This window comes from Nocardioides sp. Z21_20 (genome assembly GCF_059766585.1).
Window position 1 is genome coordinate 540,324 of sequence record NZ_JCBAJX010000001.1, and the last position, 16,058, is coordinate 556,381.

Here is a 16,058-nt window from a genome sequence, read left to right on the forward strand (position 1 = left end):
GTGCGTCCGCGTCACCCCCGTTTTACCCTTGCAGGGTATGCGGTGGGTCACATTTGCTCCGGTTCGACCAGAAGCGCAGCCGACTCGACCGCACGCAGGGCCAGGTCGTCGCCGGTCCATGCGTAGACGTCGAGCGCGGTGTCGGCCAGCTTGATGACGTGCTCGTCCCCGTGCTGGGCGGCGCGGGCGAACGCGTCCGCGCTCGTCGCCTGGGCGCTGGCCGGGGGCCGGGCGACCGCGGGTGCGTAGGCCGACTGGACGGCGGCCGACGCCGACCACGCGGCCGCCGCGCTGGCGGCCCACTGCTCGGTCGGGAGGGACGGGAGAGCCCGCAGGACCGCGTTGGGGGCGGTGGCGGCATGGACGAGCATCACCGGGTTCCCGTGGGCATGCGTGGCATATCGCCGTACGGCGGCGCTGACCACGTCGCGCAGGAACTGCGGCCAGTCGGCCGACGGCGCGATCGCCCGCTGCGCGTCGGCCCAGCCCTGGGTCCCGCTCAGCTGTGCGAGCCTGGCTCCGATGCCGCCGACCTGCTGCGGGACCGGGGGTACCGCAGCCAGGGCGGCTGCCGCGCTGAGCCGTCCGTCGGGCCCGGTGGCAGCGGGTACCGGCTGCCAGCGGGCCGCCCAGTACCCCAGCCCCTGCGCGAGCTCGGCGAGGCGCTCGGGGCTCTCACCCTCCTCGCGCAGGACCCGGACCGCGTGGCCGACCCGGATCACCCCGTGGGTGGCCCCTGCCGCGATGCCGGGCGTCAACCGGGGCCACCAGGTGTGGAGCACCTCGGCCCACGGGCGCTCGCGCAGCTCGTCCGCGAACCAGGCGAGCCAGTCGCCCAGTCGTCGGGGATCACCCAGCGCCGGGCGCCAGCTCTCGATCCGTCTGGAGCGGCCGGGTGCGGCTTCGAGGCGCCGGCAGTAGCCGTCCAGCCAGGTGGCGATCTGGTCTCCGTGTCCGTGCCGGGCCAGGGCCTCGGCCGCCATCGGGCCGTGGTTGCTCAGCCAGCCGTCGAACTCCGGGCCGGTGGAGCGGAGCCGGTGGTAGGCCTCATCGAGGGTGTCGAGCGGGTCGTGGGTCATGACACGATGCAACAACCTCAACCATGGTTCAGGTCAAGGAGTGAGCGTGACATCGCACCAGGAGATCCGCCGCCGCTACCTGACGCCGGCGGAGGTGGCGCGTCGCTCGGGCATGAACGTGTCCACCCTGCACTTCTACGAGCGGCAGGGGCTGATCGAGAGCATCCGCACGACCGGGAACCAGCGCCGCTACCACCGCGACGTGCTGAGGCGAGTCGCGTTCATCCGGGTCTCGCAGAAGATCGGCGCGTCGCTGAGCGACATCGCCGACGCGCTGGCCTCCCTGCCGTCGGGGCGGACGCCCACCAAGGCCGACTGGGCGCGCCTGTCGCGCCGTTGGCGGCGGAGCCTCGACGAGCGCCTCGCCTACCTCGAGCGGCTGCGCGACTCGCTGGACGGCTGCATCGGGTGCGGCTGCCTGTCGCTGCAGTCGTGCACCCTCTACAACCTGCACGACACGCTCGGTGAGCGCGGCACGGGTCCGGTGCGCTGGACCGCCCGGGCCGAGGGCCGGGACCCGGCTACCTGAGGGCCGACTCCACCGCGGCGACCAACTGCGGGTCGTCGGGGACCACGCCGGGGCTGAACCGGGCCACCACCGAGCCGTCGGGCGCGAGCAGGAACTTCTCGAAGTTCCACTCCACGTCGCCGGCCGCGCCCTTCTCGTTGGGCGTGCGCACGAGCTCGTCGTACGCCGGGTGACGGCCCTCGCCGTTGACCTCGATCTTCTCGGTCATCGGGAACGTCACGCCGTACGTCGCGGAGCAGAACTCCTGGATCTCCTCCGCGGAGCCCGGCTCCTGGCCCATGAACTGGTTGCACGGCACGCCGACCACGGTGAAGCCGCGCTCGGCGTACTTCTCGTGCAGCTGCTCGAGCGCGGAGTACTGCGGGGTGAGGCCGCACTTGCTGGCGACGTTGACGACGAGGGCGGCACGGCCCTCGAGGATCTCGCCGAGCGTGGCGGGGGTGCCGTCGAGACGGGCCAGGGGTGCGTCGAGGAGACTCATGGGCCGAGCGTAGCGATCCGCCGGGAACTCGGTGTCGGTCCCGGGCGTTAGCGTCGAGTCGCCGTCTTCGTCCTCGTCCGCCTCGAGAGGTCCCACTTGAGCTTCGTCCCCGTCACCGGGCCTGCCCGGTTGCGTGACGCCGTACCGCCTCGCGATGCGGTGGTGGAGTTCACCGCCGCCCCCGGTGCGGCGGCCCGCGAGGTCGCCCTGCCGATGCGCGCGGCCCTGCCGGTGCTGACCCGGGCGCACGCCCGCGACGATGCCCACCCCAGCGTGCGGCTGCTCGCGGGCGCGGCCCTGCTGGGGATGCGGCTGGTGGCCGCGGGCCGCTTCGAGCCGGCGCCGGCGCACTCGCCGATGGCGGTGCCGAGCTGGCGGCTCAGCGAGCTGAGCGAGGACGACGAGGACCGGATCGTGATGCTGGCCCGGGCCGGCGCCCACGACGGGCTCGACGTCGCCGCTGCCGAGGGAGTGGTACGCCGCGTGCTGGACGCCGTCGTCGACGCGATGCCGCGCAGCGCGCCGCGGGCCTCGACCGGCGCGACCGGCGCGACCGGCGCGAGCGGCGAACCGGACGGCGGGCGGGGAGGCCCGGGCGGCGGACGGGGCGGCTCGAGTGGGCAGAGGCGCCGCGGCGGAGGGTTCGCCGACCGGCTGCAGGCGCGCCTGGACCGTGTCCAGGCGGAGGGCCACCAGGAGCCGGCCCAGCTGGTGACGCTCTCGTTGCGGGTCGAGGCCGACGAGGAGGAGCTGGTGGCCGGCGCGGTCCGGCTGGTGCTGCAGGTGCACGACGAGCTCAACTTCCTGCACGTCTGCGACGCCGCGCTGCTGTGGACCGAGCCCGGCGCGCACGGGTTCGGCGAGCGGGCGCGCACCCACGCGATCATCGCGCTGCGCGCGGCCGCCGAGGCGTGGCCGGTGCTGGACCGGTTCCTGGAGATGCGGGTCCCCGACGAGATCACCCTCGACACCGACGAGCTGGTCAGCCTCCTCGACGACGGCGTCGCCGCGCTCAAGCAGCGCGGCGTCGACGTGCTCTGGCCCAAGTCGCTGGGCCGCGACCTGACCGCCGCCACGGTGCTGGACCGGGCCGCGCCCGCCACCCGGACCCCCGCCACGCGGGAGGGCCAGCTCGTCGAGGGCCTGTTCGGCGCCGAGCAGATGTTCAGCTTCCAGTGGCAGCTGGCCGTGCACGGCGACCCGCTGACGCCCGAGGAGATGGACCAGCTGGCCGGCTCGGCCAGCCCGCTGCTCAAGCTGCGCGGCAGCTGGACCGTGGTCGACCCGGCGATGGTCAAGAAGGCCAAGAAGCGCCTGGTCCGCACGGCCACGCCCGTCCAGGCGCTCGCCGCCACGCTGAGCGGTGTCGTCGAGGTCGGCGACGTCACCGAGAAGGTGATCGTCGGCGCGACGCTGGAGAAGGTCCGCGAGCGGCTGCGCACCGCTGCGACCGGCGACCCGGTGGCCCCGCCGGCCCTGCTGCGCGCGCAGCTGCGCGACTACCAGCTGCAGGGGCTGACCTGGTTGGCCGAGATGACCTCGCTCGGGCTCGGCGCCTGCCTGGCCGACGACATGGGCCTGGGCAAGACGGTCACGCTGATCGCGCTCCACCTGCATCGGCGCGAGGCCGGCGCGCGCGGACCGACGCTGGTGGTCTGCCCGGCCTCCCTGCTCGGCAACTGGGAGGCGGAGATCCACCGGTTCGCCCCCGAGATCGAGGTGCGCCGCTTCCACGGCGCGCAGCGCTCGCTGGAGGGGCTGCGCGGCAGCGACGACCGGGCCGGCGCCATCGTGCTCACCACCTACGGCACGATGCGCCGCGACTGCCTGCCCGCCACGACGAAGGCCGCCGCCGCGCAGGCCGGCGTGCAGGCCGCCGCCGCCCGGGCCCTCGGCGGCGTGGACTGGGACCTGGTCGTCGCTGACGAGGCGCAGCACATCAAGAACTCGCGCTCCTCCACCGCCCGTGCACTGCGCACGCTGGACAGCCGGGCCCGGGTCGCGCTGACCGGCACCCCGGTAGAGAACGACCTGACCGAGCTCTGGTCGATCCTGGACTGGGCGATCCCGGGTCTGCTGGGCAGCCGCAACGCCTTCCGGCGCGCCTGGGCCGCCCAGATCGAGGGGGGCGTCGACCCCGAGATGACGGCTCGCTTCGCGGACCTGATCAGCCCCTTCCTGCTGCGCCGGCGCAAGTCGGACCCCGGCGTGGCCCCCGAGCTGCCCGCCAAGACCGAGACCGACCACCTGCTCTCCCTGACCCGCGAGCAGGTGGTGCTCTACGAGGCCTTCGTGCGCGACACGATGGAGCGCATCGAGCGCTCCGATGAGGAGGCGCGCCGCGGACTGGTGCTGGCCCTGCTGACCGGCCTCAAGCAGATCTGCAACCACCCGGCGCAGTTCCTCAAGCAGGCCAGCCCCCGCCTGGCCGGGCGCTCGGAGAAGCTCGACCTGCTCGACGAGCTGCTCGGCACGGTCCTGGCCGAGGGGGGCGAGGTGCTGATCTTCACCCAGTACGTCGCGATGGCGCGGCTGCTGGAGACCCACCTCGCGCGCACCGGCGTACCGCACCAGTTCCTGCACGGCGGCACCCCGGTGCGCGAGCGGGAGGCGATGGTGGCGCGCTTCCAGGCCGGCGAGGTTCCGGTCTTCATCCTGTCGCTCAAGGCCGGCGGCACCGGCCTGAACCTGACCCGCGCCGACCACGTCATCCACCTCGACCGCTGGTGGAACCCCGCCGTCGAGGAGCAGGCCACCGACCGCGCCTATCGGATCGGGCAGACCCGCCCGGTGCAGGTGCACCGGCTGATCACCCAGGGCACCATCGAGGAGCGCATCGCCGAGCTGCTGAGCCGCAAGCGGGCCCTGGCCGACGCGGTGCTGGGCCGCGGCGAGAGCGCGCTCACCGAGCTCGACGACGCCGAGCTGCGCGACCTGGTGCAGCTGCGCCGCCCGGCCGCGGCGGCCGAGCCGGATGGGGACGGTGATGCGTGAGCGCGGTGACCCATCCCCGCTTCCCGGCGCGGCGTGCCCCGCGGGCGACCACCTGGTGGGCGCGGGCCTGGGTGCGAGCCGTGGAGGAGTCGGCCTACGCCGAGGAGGACCTGCGCAAGGCCCGGGCGCTGGCCCGCTCGGGCGGCGTGGGGGCGATCACGGTGGACGCGGGCACGTTCCTGGCCGCGGTCCGCGAGGGCGATGACGCCTGGACGGTGACCGGCGCCGTCCCGGTCATCGACGCGGCCGGCCTGCAGACCCTCGTCGAGCTGGTCGCGGCCGAGGCGGGGCGGGTGGCCGATCTGCTCGCCGGCGACCTGCCCCTGCAGCTGGTCGAGGACGCGGACGAGTCCGGCGTGGAGCTGCTGCCCTACGGCGGGGAGCTGGGCGCCGCCTGCACCTGCGATGCCTGGGTCGACCCGTGCCGGCACGCGCTGGCGGTGCTCTACCAGCTGGGCTGGCTGGCGGCGGCAGACCCGTTCGTGCTGCTCCAGCTGCGCGGGCTGGCCCGCGAGGAGCTGCTCGCCCGGCTGCACGCGCGCACGACGGCGGTCGAGCAGGACCCCGGCGCCGACGCGGAGGTGGACCCGCGGCTCGAGGACGACCTCGACACCGCGCTCGACGCCGCCGCCCGCGCCCGGCGACTGCTGGAACTGCTGGAGGAGCCGGGGCAGCCGGTGGACCACCTGTTCTGAGGTGGTGCGGTCCGTGGGGCGCCCTCAGGACAGACGCGACCGGAGCACGGCCACGCCCGGACCGTCGAGGTCGTCCAGATAGGCGGCGCGGGCGGCCATGCCCATCACCAGGGCGAGCGTCGACCCGGTGACCAGGGGGCCCGTCGCATCGGACCCTGTCGCGAACGGCCCGTCGTCGGCGCGCAGCTGCAGCCCGGCCACGTGTGTGCGGCTGTTCACGGCGAAGTCGCGGCGGGCGTAGAACTCGGCCACCGGTGTCAACGCCTCGATGCTCGGGGTGTGGGTCAGGCCCAGCGGGCGGCGGATGTCCTGGGCGTGGACGACGATCTCGCCGAGGTAGGCGGCGGTGTGGCCCGACGGCGCGGTGACACTGTCGACGACGGCGCGGAACCGCTCGAGGGTGTCCGCGGGCGTCGTCCCGCGGTGCTCGGCCAGCCGGCGCTCGTTGTGCACGTGCGGACGCAGGCGCGCGCCGAGCATGCTGCGCAGCCACAACCACTGGGTCAGGCTCGCGGCGGCCGTGAGGTGGGCGACGACCTGCTCGACGTCCCACTGTCCGCACAGCGTGCTGCGCCGCCAGTGCGCGGCGCTGAGACTCGAGAGGTCCTCGGCCAGGGCGGCACGCTCGCGGTGGGCCAGGGCCCAGAGCCGGTCGTTCTCGGACCTCTCCCGCTCTCCGGCTCTCATCTCACGAGGTCTCCGTCTCGTTGGTGTCGGGCTGCTCGGCCGGGCCGCGTCCCGAGACCAGCAGCAGCAGGTCGAGGGCCTCGGCCTCGACCGCCTCGCCCTCGCCCCAGGCGGCTCCGGTGCTCCGGTCGATCAGGCGGAGGCCGGCGGCTCGCTCGCGCCCTCCGCCGAAGGCGACGGGGGTGCGCAGCTGATGGGCGAGGGCCTGCACGATGGCGGGCTCCGGGTACCGGCCGGGGATGCCCAGCGGCCTGCGGATGTCCTCTCCGTGCACGATGGCCTCCACCAGGCGGGTGGCGAGGTTCGCCGGCGGCGTCCGGGTGAGGTCGGCCGCCTGCCGGAGCGCGGCGAGGGTGTCGCGCGGGTCGGCGTGCCTCGCTCGGGCGATCCCGTGCGCGTTCGCGCGGTCGAAGTCCATCCGGGCCGCCACCATGGAGCGGACGAAGCCCAGGCGGCCGGTTCGTGCCGTGTCGAGGAGGTGCGCCAGGACGTCGTGGACTTCCCATCCCGGGCAGAGGGAGGGACGTGTCCACTGGTCGGGGCTCAGGTCGGCGAGGTCCGCGACCAGCCGTCGCCGCTCGGCGTGGACGCTCTGCCAGGTCGCCGCAGCTGATGCGCGCATGTCCCGCTCCTCGCCTGATACTACGAATAGTGAAGTGGACACTACTGTAGTCGTAGTAATCTGTATCAATGGCAACTCGACGGTCCTACGGGTCGTTCAACGACGGCTGCGCCGCGGCCCACGCGCTCGATCTCATCGGCGAGCGGTGGACGCTGATCGTGGTGCGGGAGCTCCTGCTGGGGCCGAAGCGCTTCTCCGACCTCCAGCGGGACGTGATCGGCATCGGCCCCGCCGTGCTCACCCAGCGTCTGCACGACCTCGAGGCCCACGGCATCGCGCGCCGGCGGCGGCTGCCCGGGCCCGGACGCACCGACGTCTACGAGCTCACCGAGTGGGGCGGGCGCCTCGAGGCCGTCAACACCGCGCTGTCGCTGTGGGCGGTCGCGTCCCCGGCCCTGCCGCTCGGGGCGGACATGAGCCCCGACACGCTGGTCCTGGCGATGCGCGCCCACGCGCGCCCGGGCGCCGGGAGCGGGGAGCACGAGGTGGTGCTCAGCCTCACGGACTCGCGCCGTACGGATGCGGAGCCCGTCACCTACCTGGCCCGGGTCTCCGAGCGGGCCACGACCGTGGACAGGCAGCTCGCGCCGGAGGCGGCCGACGCCGTGGTGGAGGCCAGCACCGCGGACTGGAAGGCCTGCGTGATCGGCGGTGTCCCGCTGGAGCGGCTGCCGGGCGTCCGCGTCAGCGGCAGCGAGGACGCCGTCCGGCGGCTGGCCGGCGCGACGTCGCTGGTGCACGCGCTCTGAGGGTTCCACCTCTCAGGGTTCGACTGAGGAGGGACGACGACGCGACGGGAGGACTGTACGACCGCGCGCGAGCCCGCAGCCGACAAGAGCGCATCAAGGCGAGACAACTCCGCGACAAGAAGCCGAGCGGAGCGGCCGGGCGGGCCTAGCGTGCCGGTGTGACCAGTCGCGATCACGCGTCAGCTCCGCAGCCGACACCGTCGTGCCGGCAGCGGTAGGCGCTGAACCGGGGACGGCGTCGAGGTCACCGGTGACCGCCGCGCCCAGCAGGACCAGGCCATACGCTGTGCTCTGAGCCCTGCTGGCCGGCGGTCCGTGGCGTCAGGCGGTCCGCGCGTCAGGCGGCCCGCGTCGCGTGACGCGAGGCGTGCAGCAGCGTTGAGGCCAGCGCCGAGCAGAGCAACAGGATCGGCGAGCGGTCTCGGGAGCAGCGAGCGGCCAGCTCGCGCAGCGCGTTGCCGCAGCTCAGGTAGCCCGGTCCGAGCCCCGGTCCGCGCGGGCCTTCGGCGAGCTGGCCGAGCCGGCGGCCTCCCGCCTCGAGCAGCGCGGTGACCTCCCGGTGCTGCACCTGGCTCAGCGCCACGCTGCCACCGATGACCTGGTGCGCCAGCCGGTCGATGAGGTCACCGGCGTCGCGCAGGTCGCGGAGGAACTGCAGCTCGTCGACCAGCTGCGGCATCGCCACCGGAGCCCGGTGCCGCATCCGCCTGCTGACGGCCGCGCAGACGTCGTGCCGCTGCGCCGAGCCGGCCAGCACCGCGCGGGCCGCGGCGGCGTCGCCGTCGAGCGCGGCGCGCAGCGACCTGGTGAAGGCATCCGCGGTCGAGGAGAGCAGGAAGGGCAGGTCCGGGTCGGTCATGGAGCGATGCTGCGGCTCCCGGCTCGCCCGCCGGTAGGGGGTTGGCGCAACCATGACGAGATCTTGACGGCTCGGCAGCGGATCTTGACGGCATGACCCCTCCCCGGCCCGGCGGCCGGCGGACAGGGTGAGGGACGTGAATCACTCCCACGAACCCCGCACGGTCCTCGTCCCGGTCCGGGTGGGCACCTCCGGTGCGACCAGCCTCAGCCTGTGCCGCCGACCCGACGGCGTGCGCACCGGCCTGGCGTTCAGCTCGGCCGCGGCCCTCGAGCAGGCGATGGGGTCCGGACATCCCCGCCAGGCCCTCAGCCTGTCCGCGCTGCGCGCCCTGCTCGAGCAGGTCGGCGTCCACGCGATCCAGCTCGACGCCGAGGCCCTCGCACGACCCGTCACGGCGTTGCGGGCGGCCTCGTGAGTCAGCGGCTCAGTCCGCTGCCGACCACGCCGCCCAGAGCTCGCCGTACCTGCCCTGGCGGGCCAGCAGCTCCTCGTGGGTGCCGCGCTCGACGACCTCGCCGTCGTGCAGCACCAGGATCTCGTCGGCGGTGCGCGCCTGGGTGAGCCGGTGGGCCACCACCAGGGAGGCGCGGCCGCGGGTCACCGCGAGCGCCGCGGCCTCCAGCTCGCGGGCGCCGGCGGAGCCGGCCTCCGCGGTGGCCTCGTCGAGGACCACGACCCACGGGTCGGCCAGGACGACGCGGGCCAGCGCCAGCTGCTGCGCCTGGGCGGCGGTGACGCGGTGGGCGCCGTCGCCGATGAGCGTGTCCAGCCCCTCGGGCAGCGCCGCGACCCATTCGCCCGCGTGCGCCACCTCGAGCGCGGCCAGCACCTCGGCGTCGCTCGCCGACTCCCCGGCCAGGGTGACCGCCTCGCGGACGGTGCCGGAGAAGACGTGGACGTCCTGGCTGACCAGCACCACCCGGCGTCGTACGGCGTGGGCCGGCAGTTCCTCGTAGTCGACGCCGGCGAGGGTCACCTCGCCGTGGGTGGGACGCAGCACTCCCGCGGCCACGGCGCCCAGCGTGGTCTTCCCGGCCCCGGTCGCGCCGACGAGGGCGACACGTCGTCCGGGCTCCAGGCGCAGGTCCGCACCGCGCAGCACCGGCCGGCCGGCGACGTACTCGTGGCCCACCCCGCGCAGCACCAGGGCGCCCGGGGTCTCGGGCAGCTCGGCGTTCGGCTGCGGCGGCTCGGGCAGCGCGGCGACGCCGGCCAGCCTGGCCAGCGACGCGCCGGTGGACTGCAGCTCGTCGAAGAGCAGCAGCAGCGCCCCGATCGGGTTGAACAGCCGGTGGAAGTAGAGCGCGGCCGCGGTCACCGCGCCGACCGTGCTCAGGTCCTCGCGCACCAGCCAGAAGCCCGCGCCGATGACCAGGACCAGACCGAGCAGCTCGGTGGAGTTGATCCGGGTGAAGAAGCGGGTCAGCAGCGTGAACACGTCGAGGGCGATGTCGAGCGCACGCTGCGAGGTGGTCTCGACGCGCGCGTTGTGCTCGTGTTCGAGGGCATAGGCGCGCACGGTCGGCGAGCCCTCGATCGAGCTGACCAGCACCTCGGCGCGCTCGCCCTGGGCGACCCGCTCGTCGCGGTAGCGGGGACCCGAGCGCGGCAGGTACCAGCGCAGCGCGGTGACGTAGGCCGGCACCGTGAGCAGGCCGACCAGCCCCAGGCGCCAGTCGAGGGCGAGCAGCCCGAGCGCGGTGAAGGAGATGGTGACGACGGCGGTGACCAGGGTCGGGATCACCCGGACCAGGGCGTCGGCGATCATCCGCACGTCGTCGCCGACGCGGGAGAGCAGGTCGCCGACACCGGCGCTCTCCACCCGGGCGGCGTCCAGGTGCAGGGCCCGGTCGAGGACCTCCTCGCGCAGGTCGGCCAGCGCCGGCTCTCCGGCCCGGGCGAGGGCCGCGACCGCCAGGCCGCTGCTGAGCGCCGCGACCAGGGCCGAGCCGGCGATCAGCAGCGCCACCCGGGTGACGTCGGCGGAGTCGGCGCCGGCGCGGATGTCGTCGACCAGCCCGCCCAGCACCCAGGGCGCGACCAGTCCGCTGAGCCCGGCCACGGCGAACGAGACCACGGCCGCCAGGAGCGGCCAGGGCCGCGCCGCGATCAGTCGCCAGGCGGTCCGGACGGTCTCCTGGCGGCTCGCGATGGGCAGCAGGTCGCGGGTCATCGCAGCACCAGCTCGCGGTAGTCGGGGTCGTCGCTGAGCTCGGCGTGGGTCCCGCTCGCGGTGACCCGCCCCTGGGTCAGCACGACGACGCGGTCGGCCTGGGCGAGCAGGGCCGGGCTGGTGGTGAGCAGCCAGGTGGTGTGCCGCGACCCGGGAGCGTGGCGCAGGGCGCGGATGCCCGCCGCGATCCGGTGCTCGGTGACCGCGTCGACCGCCGTGGTGGGGTCGTGCAGCACCAGCACCGGGACGTCGCAGGCCAGCGCCCGGGCCAGCGCGACGCGCTGGCGCTGGCCCCCGGAGAGCGTCGAGCCCTGCGCGGTGACCGGCTGGTCCACGCCCTCCTCGCGCAGCGCGGCGACGTCGGTGGCCGCCGACGCGGCCAGGGCCCGGTCCACGGTCGCCTCGTCGCAGCCGCCGGGGGGCTCGACGTTGCTGCGCAGCGTGCCCTCGAACAGGTCGGGGTGGTGCGGGGCGACGACCAGCCGGCTGCGGCGGGCCTCGACGCTGAGCTCCCCGAGCGGTACGCCGTCGAGGTGGGCGCAGTCGTGCTCGTCCTCGCGCAGCTCCCCGGAGAGGATGCGCATCGTGCGCGCCGCGTCGGCCGGGTCGGTCACCACCGCGAGCAGCTCGCCGGGCTCCGAGGCGATGTCGCCCAGCCGCAGGCCCGGCGGCGCCCCGGGCGGGGGCGTGGCCTCGCCGGCGCTCAGCAGCGGGGGGCTGTTCAGGTAGGCCACGATCCGGCGCGCCGAGGCGTGGGCCCGGCCGGCGTGCGCGCCGACCTCGCCGAGAGCGCTGATCGGCTCGGCGAGGAACTGGGTGAGACCGACGATGGCGACCAGTTCGCCGATGGAGATCTCGCCCTCCACCGCGAGCCGCCCGGCGAGCAGCGCGACCAGGGCGAGGAAGAGCGTGCTCAACCCGGTGGCGAGGCCGGTCATCACACCGTAGGCGTCGGCGGTGCGGATACTCGCGTCGCGGGCCGCCGCGCTGTGGCTGCGGTAGCGGCGCCCGGCCACGTCCTCGGCGCCGATCCCCTTGAGCACGCGCAGGCCGCGGACCAGGTCGGTCGCGACGCCGGTGGCCCGGGCGACGGTCTCCTGCTGGTGGTGGCTGCGACGCGAGATCGTCGGCGTCACCAGCTGGATGATCGCCAGCACCACCGGCACCCCGATCAGCACGACCAGGCCGAGTCGCAGGTCGATGCCGATCAGCACCCAGGCGCTGACCAGGATCGCCATCAGGCTGGCCAGCGTGTAGCCGAGCGAGTTGATCAGCTGGCCGACCGCCTCCGCGTCGGAGGTGGCCAGCGACAGTGTCTCCCCGGGGAGCAGGGGGCTGCTGGTGCCGCGGGGGTCGAGGGCCCGTCCGGCCGTCTCGACGCGCATCCGGTGGGTCTCGCGCTCCATCACGCCGACGCCCAGCCGCGCGCCGTACCGCCAGGAGAGGCTGAGCACCACGAACAACCCGACCAGCACCGAGCCCCACAGGGCGAGGGCCCCGGCGTCGGAGGTGGCGACGGCACGATCGATCAGCAGCCCCACCACGACCGGCACCAGCGCCTCGCACAGCTGCCAGGCCGCAAGCAGCGCCATGAACACGCTCAGCGGTCGCCAGTTGCGGCGCAGCATCCGCCAGACCAACGAGGAGGGGGTCGTCACCACGAAGTGAGGCTAGCCATCCCCCAACCCGCCCCCGCACCACACCCCCTCCGCGCCACCCGCGTTACATGGGGCGTGGCCGGGGCGGTACGGCGAGCGCGGCGCGGGCCATCGTGGTGAGGAGGTCGCGCATCGTCGGCTCGGGGAGCAGGGCGCTGCGGGGCGTGGAGTTGATCAGACCGAACGCCGCGTGCGCCATCGCGCGGGCCGGGTCGAGGCCGAGCCCGGGGTGCAGGCGGCGCAGCTGGGCGGCCCACAGGTCGACGTAGTCGCGCTGCAGCGTGCGGACCCGCTCGCGGGCGTCCTCGGGCAACGACTGCCAGTCGCGGTCCTGGACGACGATCAGCGGCTTGTGGCGCAGCGCGAAGTCCACGTGCCATTCGATCAGCGCGCTCAGCGCCGCGTCGGCGTCGGCCATCCCGGCGACGCGGTCCCGGCCCACGGCGAGCAGCTCCTCGCTGATCGAGACCAGCATCTCGGCGAGCACCGCGTCCTTGGACGCGAAGTGCTTGTACAGCGCAGGTCCGGAGATCCCGCAGGCCGCGCCGAGGTCGACCACCGAGACACCGTGGAAGCCGCGGGCAGCGAACAGCTCTGCGGCGGTGTCGAGGATCTGCTCGCGCCGGCTCACCGGCGCCGATGCGTCGCTAGCGGGGGGCATCGGGACCCTCGCGCGCCTCGGACGCTCCCGGCGCGGCCGGAGCGGCCTGAGCTCCCGGAGCCCCCGGCGCCCCCGGAGCCCCCGGCGCTGCCGGCGCGGCCGGCGCGGCCTGAGCCCCAGGACCGATCGGAGCGGCGCCATCGGCCCCATCGTCCCCCTCGAGAGCAGCCGGGTCGTCCTCCTCGTCCGCCTTCTCCAGCGGCGAGGCGGCGAAGGTGACGCTGACCGTCTCGAAGCCCTTCAACCGCTGCGCCTGGGCGAGCCCGGCGTAGGCGCGTCGGTCACCCTCGGTGAGCCGCACCCGGTCGGTGAACGGCGTGAGCAGCGCCCGCGGGTAGAGCCGCTTGGCCAGCACCACGTTGATCTCGATGCCGATCACCGAGACCACCGAGCTGAGATAGATCAGCCCCACCAGGCCGAGCACCAGGCCGAACGTCTGGGTCATCGAGGAGGTCCCGACCAGGACCGAGGAGACGTAGTACGCGCCGATGATCTGCAGGCCCTGCCACATGATCGCGACGGCGAAGGCGCCCGGGGCGGCGCGCAGAAGCTGCTGGCCGCGCGCCGCGGCGAGCCGGAAGAGCACGGTGAAGGCGCCGCCGACGAGCAGGACGTTGATGAGCCGCAGCGCCCAGCCCGCCCACCAGTCGGGGTCGGAGCCGAAGACGTCGGTGGCGTTCGCGACCTCGCTCGCCACGCTCACCGCGAGCAGCCCGGCGCCGACGACCAGCAGGATCCCCAGGCTGCGTACCCGCGCCAGGATCGGGTTGGGCCGGCTGTTGCGCGGGATCGCCCAGGCGGCGTTCTGGGTGTTCTGGATCGCCTGGCCCAGGCCGACCGCGCCGTACAGCGCGACGCTCGCGCCGATCACGATGCTCTCGGTCGAGCCCTGCAGCCCGCCGGGGCGGCCGAGCTCATCGCCGATGATCGGGAACTGGCTGAGCGCGGTGTCGAGCAGGCTCTCCTGGAGGCTGGGCCGGCCCTCGAGCACCAGGCCCAGGATCGAGGTGCCCAGCAGCATCAGCGGGAAGATCGCGATGAACGCGTAGTAGGTCAGCGCGGCGGCGAGGTAGTTGCCCTGGTCGTCGAGGAACTTGTAGAGCACCGCCAACGGGATCGACGTGCGCGGGTGACGGCGGTGCCACCGGTCGACGGCGGCGACGAACCCGGGCTCCACGTGAGGCAGGCTACTCGCGCACGGCGGCTTTCGTCGCCAGCCATGGCCTGGCGAGCCACCAGGCGGTAGCATCCCGACGTTGGTTAGCGAACATTAACCCGGAGGTGGGCGGATGGCTGCCGAGATGAAGGAGCTCGTCGCCGAGCTGCACGAGCGGCTCGCGGTGGCGCGCCAGGGCGGCTCGGAGTCCGCCCGCGCCAAGCACACCGGCCGCGGGAAGCTGCTGGTGCGCGACCGGGTCGACCGGCTGCTGGACCCCGGCAGCCCGTTCCTGGAGCTGAGCCCGCTGGCCGCCACCGGGATGTACGGCGCGGCCCCCGGCGCCGCGGGCGAGACCGTGCCCAGCGCCGGCATCGTCACCGGCATCGGCCGGGTCAGCGGCCGCGAGTGCGTGGTGATCGCCAACGACGCCACCGTCAAGGGCGGCACCTACTACCCGGTCACGGTCAAGAAGCACCTGCGCGCCCAGGAGGTCGCCGCGCAGAACCACCTCCCGTGCATCGCGCTGGTCGACTCCGGCGGCGCCTTCCTGCCGATGCAGGACGAGGTGTTCCCCGACAAGGAGCACTTCGGCCGGATCTTCTTCAACCAGGCCAACCTCTCCGCGCGCGGCATCCCGCAGGTCGCGGCGGTGATGGGCTCGTGCACCGCCGGCGGTGCCTACGTCCCGGCGATGTCGGATGAGACCGTGATCGTCAAGGAGCAGGGCACGATCTTCCTCGGCGGCCCGCCGCTGGTGAAGGCCGCCACCGGCGAGGTCGTCACCGCCGAGGAGCTGGGCGGCGGCGACGTCCACGCCCGCACCTCCGGCGTCGTGGACCACCTGGCCGAGGACGACGCGCACGCGCTGGCCATCGTGCGCAGCATCGTGGACACCTTCGAGCGGCGGCGCCCGGCCACCCTCGAGCGGCACGCCTCGGAGGAGCCGCTGGAGGACCCGGCCACGCTGTACGACGTGGTGCCCACCGACCCGCGCACGCCGTACGACGTGCGCGAGGTGATCCGGCGCCTGGTCGACGGCAGCCGGATGCACGAGTTCAAGCGGCTCTACGGCGAGACCCTGGTCTGCGGGTTCGCCCGGATCCACGGCTACCCGGTCGGCATCGTGGCCAACAACGGCATCCTGTTCAGCGAGTCGTCGCTCAAGGGCGCCCACTTCATCGAGCTGTGCAACCAGCGCGGCATCCCGCTGGTCTTCCTGCAGAACATCACCGGCTTCATGGTCGGGCGCGAGTACGAGAACCGCGGCATCGCCCGCGACGGCGCCAAGCTGGTCACCGCGGTGGCCTGCTCGGTGGTGCCGAAGTTCACCGTCGTCATCGGCGGCTCCTACGGCGCCGGCAACTACGGCATGTGCGGGCGCGCCTACGACCCCCGCTTCCTGTGGATGTGGCCCAACGCGCGGATCTCGGTGATGGGCGGCGAGCAGGCCGCCTCGGTGCTGGCCACCGTGCGCCGCGACGGCCTCGAGGCCCGCGGCGCCGAGTGGTCGGCCGAGGAGGAGGAGGCGTTCAAGGCCCCGATCCGCGAGCAGTACGAGCACCAGGGCTCGCCCTACTACTCCACCGCCCGGCTCTGGGACGACGGCGTCATCGACCCCGCCGACACCCGCCGGGTGCTCGGCATGGGCCTGGCCGCGGCCGCGCACGCGCCGCTGCCCGACCCCTCCTACGGCGTCTTCCGGATGTGAT

Annotated in this window: 15 protein-coding genes; 6 read left to right on the forward strand and 9 right to left on the reverse strand. The window is 74.2% G+C overall.

The features are described from left to right. Window positions 1-47 precede the first annotated feature (47 nt). Complete coding sequence (locus AC6EH9_RS02655; protein WP_498420250.1) at window positions 48-1,079, reverse strand: questin oxidase family protein; 1,032 nt, start codon at window positions 1,077-1,079, stop codon at window positions 48-50. A gap of 46 nt (window positions 1,080-1,125) precedes the next feature. Here AC6EH9_RS02655 and soxR point away from each other — a divergent pair, with 46 nt between their 5' ends. Further along, a complete protein-coding gene (gene soxR / locus AC6EH9_RS02660) occupies window positions 1,126-1,608 on the forward strand; it encodes a redox-sensitive transcriptional activator SoxR (protein WP_498420253.1) in 483 nt (160 codons plus the stop codon). Here the strand turns inward: soxR and AC6EH9_RS02665 are convergent. Continuing rightward, complete coding sequence (locus AC6EH9_RS02665; protein WP_498420255.1) at window positions 1,601-2,089, reverse strand: glutathione peroxidase; 489 nt, start codon at window positions 2,087-2,089, stop codon at window positions 1,601-1,603. The genes soxR and AC6EH9_RS02665 overlap by 8 nt on opposite strands. A 96-nt stretch (window positions 2,090-2,185) precedes the next feature. On the opposite strand from AC6EH9_RS02665, the gene AC6EH9_RS02670 reads away from it, so the two are divergent. After that, the gene (locus tag AC6EH9_RS02670; RefSeq protein WP_498420256.1) at window positions 2,186-5,083 is read left to right on the forward strand and encodes a DEAD/DEAH box helicase; all 2,898 of its coding nucleotides are present in this window, start codon (window positions 2,186-2,188) and stop codon (window positions 5,081-5,083) included. Continuing rightward, on the forward strand, window positions 5,080-5,778 hold the full coding sequence (locus AC6EH9_RS02675) for an SWIM zinc finger family protein (protein WP_498420258.1): 699 nt from the start codon (window positions 5,080-5,082) through the stop codon (window positions 5,776-5,778). The genes AC6EH9_RS02670 and AC6EH9_RS02675 overlap by 4 nt, the downstream gene beginning before the upstream one ends. Before the next feature lie 24 nt (window positions 5,779-5,802). On the opposite strand, the gene AC6EH9_RS02680 is transcribed toward AC6EH9_RS02675, so the two are convergent. Both AC6EH9_RS02680 and AC6EH9_RS02685 read right to left on the reverse strand, forming a co-directional pair. Next, window positions 5,803-6,465: a maleylpyruvate isomerase family mycothiol-dependent enzyme gene (locus AC6EH9_RS02680; RefSeq protein ID WP_498420259.1), complete on the reverse strand. Its 663-nt coding sequence runs from the start codon at window positions 6,463-6,465 to the stop codon at window positions 5,803-5,805. Between the two features lies 1 nt (window position 6,466). Next, a complete protein-coding gene (locus AC6EH9_RS02685; RefSeq protein ID WP_498420261.1) occupies window positions 6,467-7,087 on the reverse strand; it encodes a maleylpyruvate isomerase family mycothiol-dependent enzyme in 621 nt (206 codons plus the stop codon). A 68-nt stretch (window positions 7,088-7,155) separates the two neighbouring features. On the opposite strand from AC6EH9_RS02685, the gene AC6EH9_RS02690 reads away from it, so the two are divergent. Beyond that, window positions 7,156-7,836, forward strand: a complete 681-nt coding sequence (locus tag AC6EH9_RS02690; RefSeq protein ID WP_498420263.1) for a winged helix-turn-helix transcriptional regulator — start codon at window positions 7,156-7,158, stop codon at window positions 7,834-7,836. Window positions 7,837-8,173: 337 nt separating this feature from the next. On the opposite strand, the gene AC6EH9_RS02695 is transcribed toward AC6EH9_RS02690, so the two are convergent. After that, window positions 8,174-8,695, reverse strand: a complete 522-nt coding sequence (locus AC6EH9_RS02695) for a hypothetical protein (RefSeq protein WP_498420264.1) — start codon at window positions 8,693-8,695, stop codon at window positions 8,174-8,176. 136 nt (window positions 8,696-8,831) lie between these two features. Between AC6EH9_RS02695 and AC6EH9_RS02700 the strand changes: the two genes are divergently transcribed. Further along, window positions 8,832-9,113 (forward strand): SAV_915 family protein, encoded by a 282-nt coding sequence (locus AC6EH9_RS02700; RefSeq protein ID WP_498420266.1) that lies wholly within the window; start codon window positions 8,832-8,834, stop codon window positions 9,111-9,113. Between the two features lie 9 nt (window positions 9,114-9,122). Here the strand turns inward: AC6EH9_RS02700 and AC6EH9_RS02705 are convergent, their stop codons facing one another. From AC6EH9_RS02705 to AC6EH9_RS02720, 4 genes are all read right to left on the reverse strand, one after another. Beyond that, window positions 9,123-10,871 (reverse strand): ABC transporter ATP-binding protein, encoded by a 1,749-nt coding sequence (locus AC6EH9_RS02705; RefSeq protein ID WP_498420268.1) that lies wholly within the window; start codon window positions 10,869-10,871, stop codon window positions 9,123-9,125. After that, the gene (locus AC6EH9_RS02710) at window positions 10,868-12,532 is read right to left on the reverse strand and encodes an ABC transporter ATP-binding protein (RefSeq protein ID WP_498420269.1); all 1,665 of its coding nucleotides are present in this window, start codon (window positions 12,530-12,532) and stop codon (window positions 10,868-10,870) included. Before AC6EH9_RS02710 ends, AC6EH9_RS02705 begins: the two co-directional genes overlap by 4 nt. A 61-nt stretch (window positions 12,533-12,593) precedes the next feature. After that, the gene (locus tag AC6EH9_RS02715; protein ID WP_498420271.1) at window positions 12,594-13,190 is read right to left on the reverse strand and encodes an SACE_7040 family transcriptional regulator; all 597 of its coding nucleotides are present in this window, start codon (window positions 13,188-13,190) and stop codon (window positions 12,594-12,596) included. Then, complete coding sequence (locus AC6EH9_RS02720; protein WP_498420272.1) at window positions 13,177-14,367, reverse strand: YihY/virulence factor BrkB family protein; 1,191 nt, start codon at window positions 14,365-14,367, stop codon at window positions 13,177-13,179. Before AC6EH9_RS02720 ends, AC6EH9_RS02715 begins: the two co-directional genes overlap by 14 nt. 112 nt (window positions 14,368-14,479) lie before the next feature. Between AC6EH9_RS02720 and AC6EH9_RS02725 the strand changes: the two genes are divergently transcribed. Next, the gene (locus AC6EH9_RS02725) at window positions 14,480-16,057 is read left to right on the forward strand and encodes a carboxyl transferase domain-containing protein (protein WP_498420274.1); all 1,578 of its coding nucleotides are present in this window, start codon (window positions 14,480-14,482) and stop codon (window positions 16,055-16,057) included. Window position 16,058 lies beyond the last annotated feature (1 nt).

Excerpts from the sequence above, each read along its gene's own strand:
- AC6EH9_RS02655 (WP_498420250.1), bottom strand. The coding sequence starts at position 1,079 with ATGACCCACGACCCGCTCGACACCCTCGATGAGGCCTACCACCGGCTC.
- AC6EH9_RS02665 (WP_498420255.1), bottom strand. The coding sequence starts at position 2,089 with ATGAGTCTCCTCGACGCACCCCTGGCCCGTCTCGACGGCACCCCCGCC.
- AC6EH9_RS02680 (WP_498420259.1), bottom strand. The coding sequence starts at position 6,465 with ATGAGAGCCGGAGAGCGGGAGAGGTCCGAGAACGACCGGCTCTGGGCC.
- AC6EH9_RS02685 (WP_498420261.1), bottom strand. The coding sequence starts at position 7,087 with ATGCGCGCATCAGCTGCGGCGACCTGGCAGAGCGTCCACGCCGAGCGG.
- AC6EH9_RS02690 (WP_498420263.1), top strand. The coding sequence starts at position 7,156 with ATGGCAACTCGACGGTCCTACGGGTCGTTCAACGACGGCTGCGCCGCG.
- AC6EH9_RS02695 (WP_498420264.1), bottom strand. The coding sequence starts at position 8,695 with ATGACCGACCCGGACCTGCCCTTCCTGCTCTCCTCGACCGCGGATGCC.
- AC6EH9_RS02705 (WP_498420268.1), bottom strand. The coding sequence starts at position 10,871 with ATGACCCGCGACCTGCTGCCCATCGCGAGCCGCCAGGAGACCGTCCGG.
- AC6EH9_RS02715 (WP_498420271.1), bottom strand. The coding sequence starts at position 13,190 with ATGCCCCCCGCTAGCGACGCATCGGCGCCGGTGAGCCGGCGCGAGCAG.
- AC6EH9_RS02725 (WP_498420274.1), top strand. The coding sequence starts at position 14,480 with ATGGCTGCCGAGATGAAGGAGCTCGTCGCCGAGCTGCACGAGCGGCTC.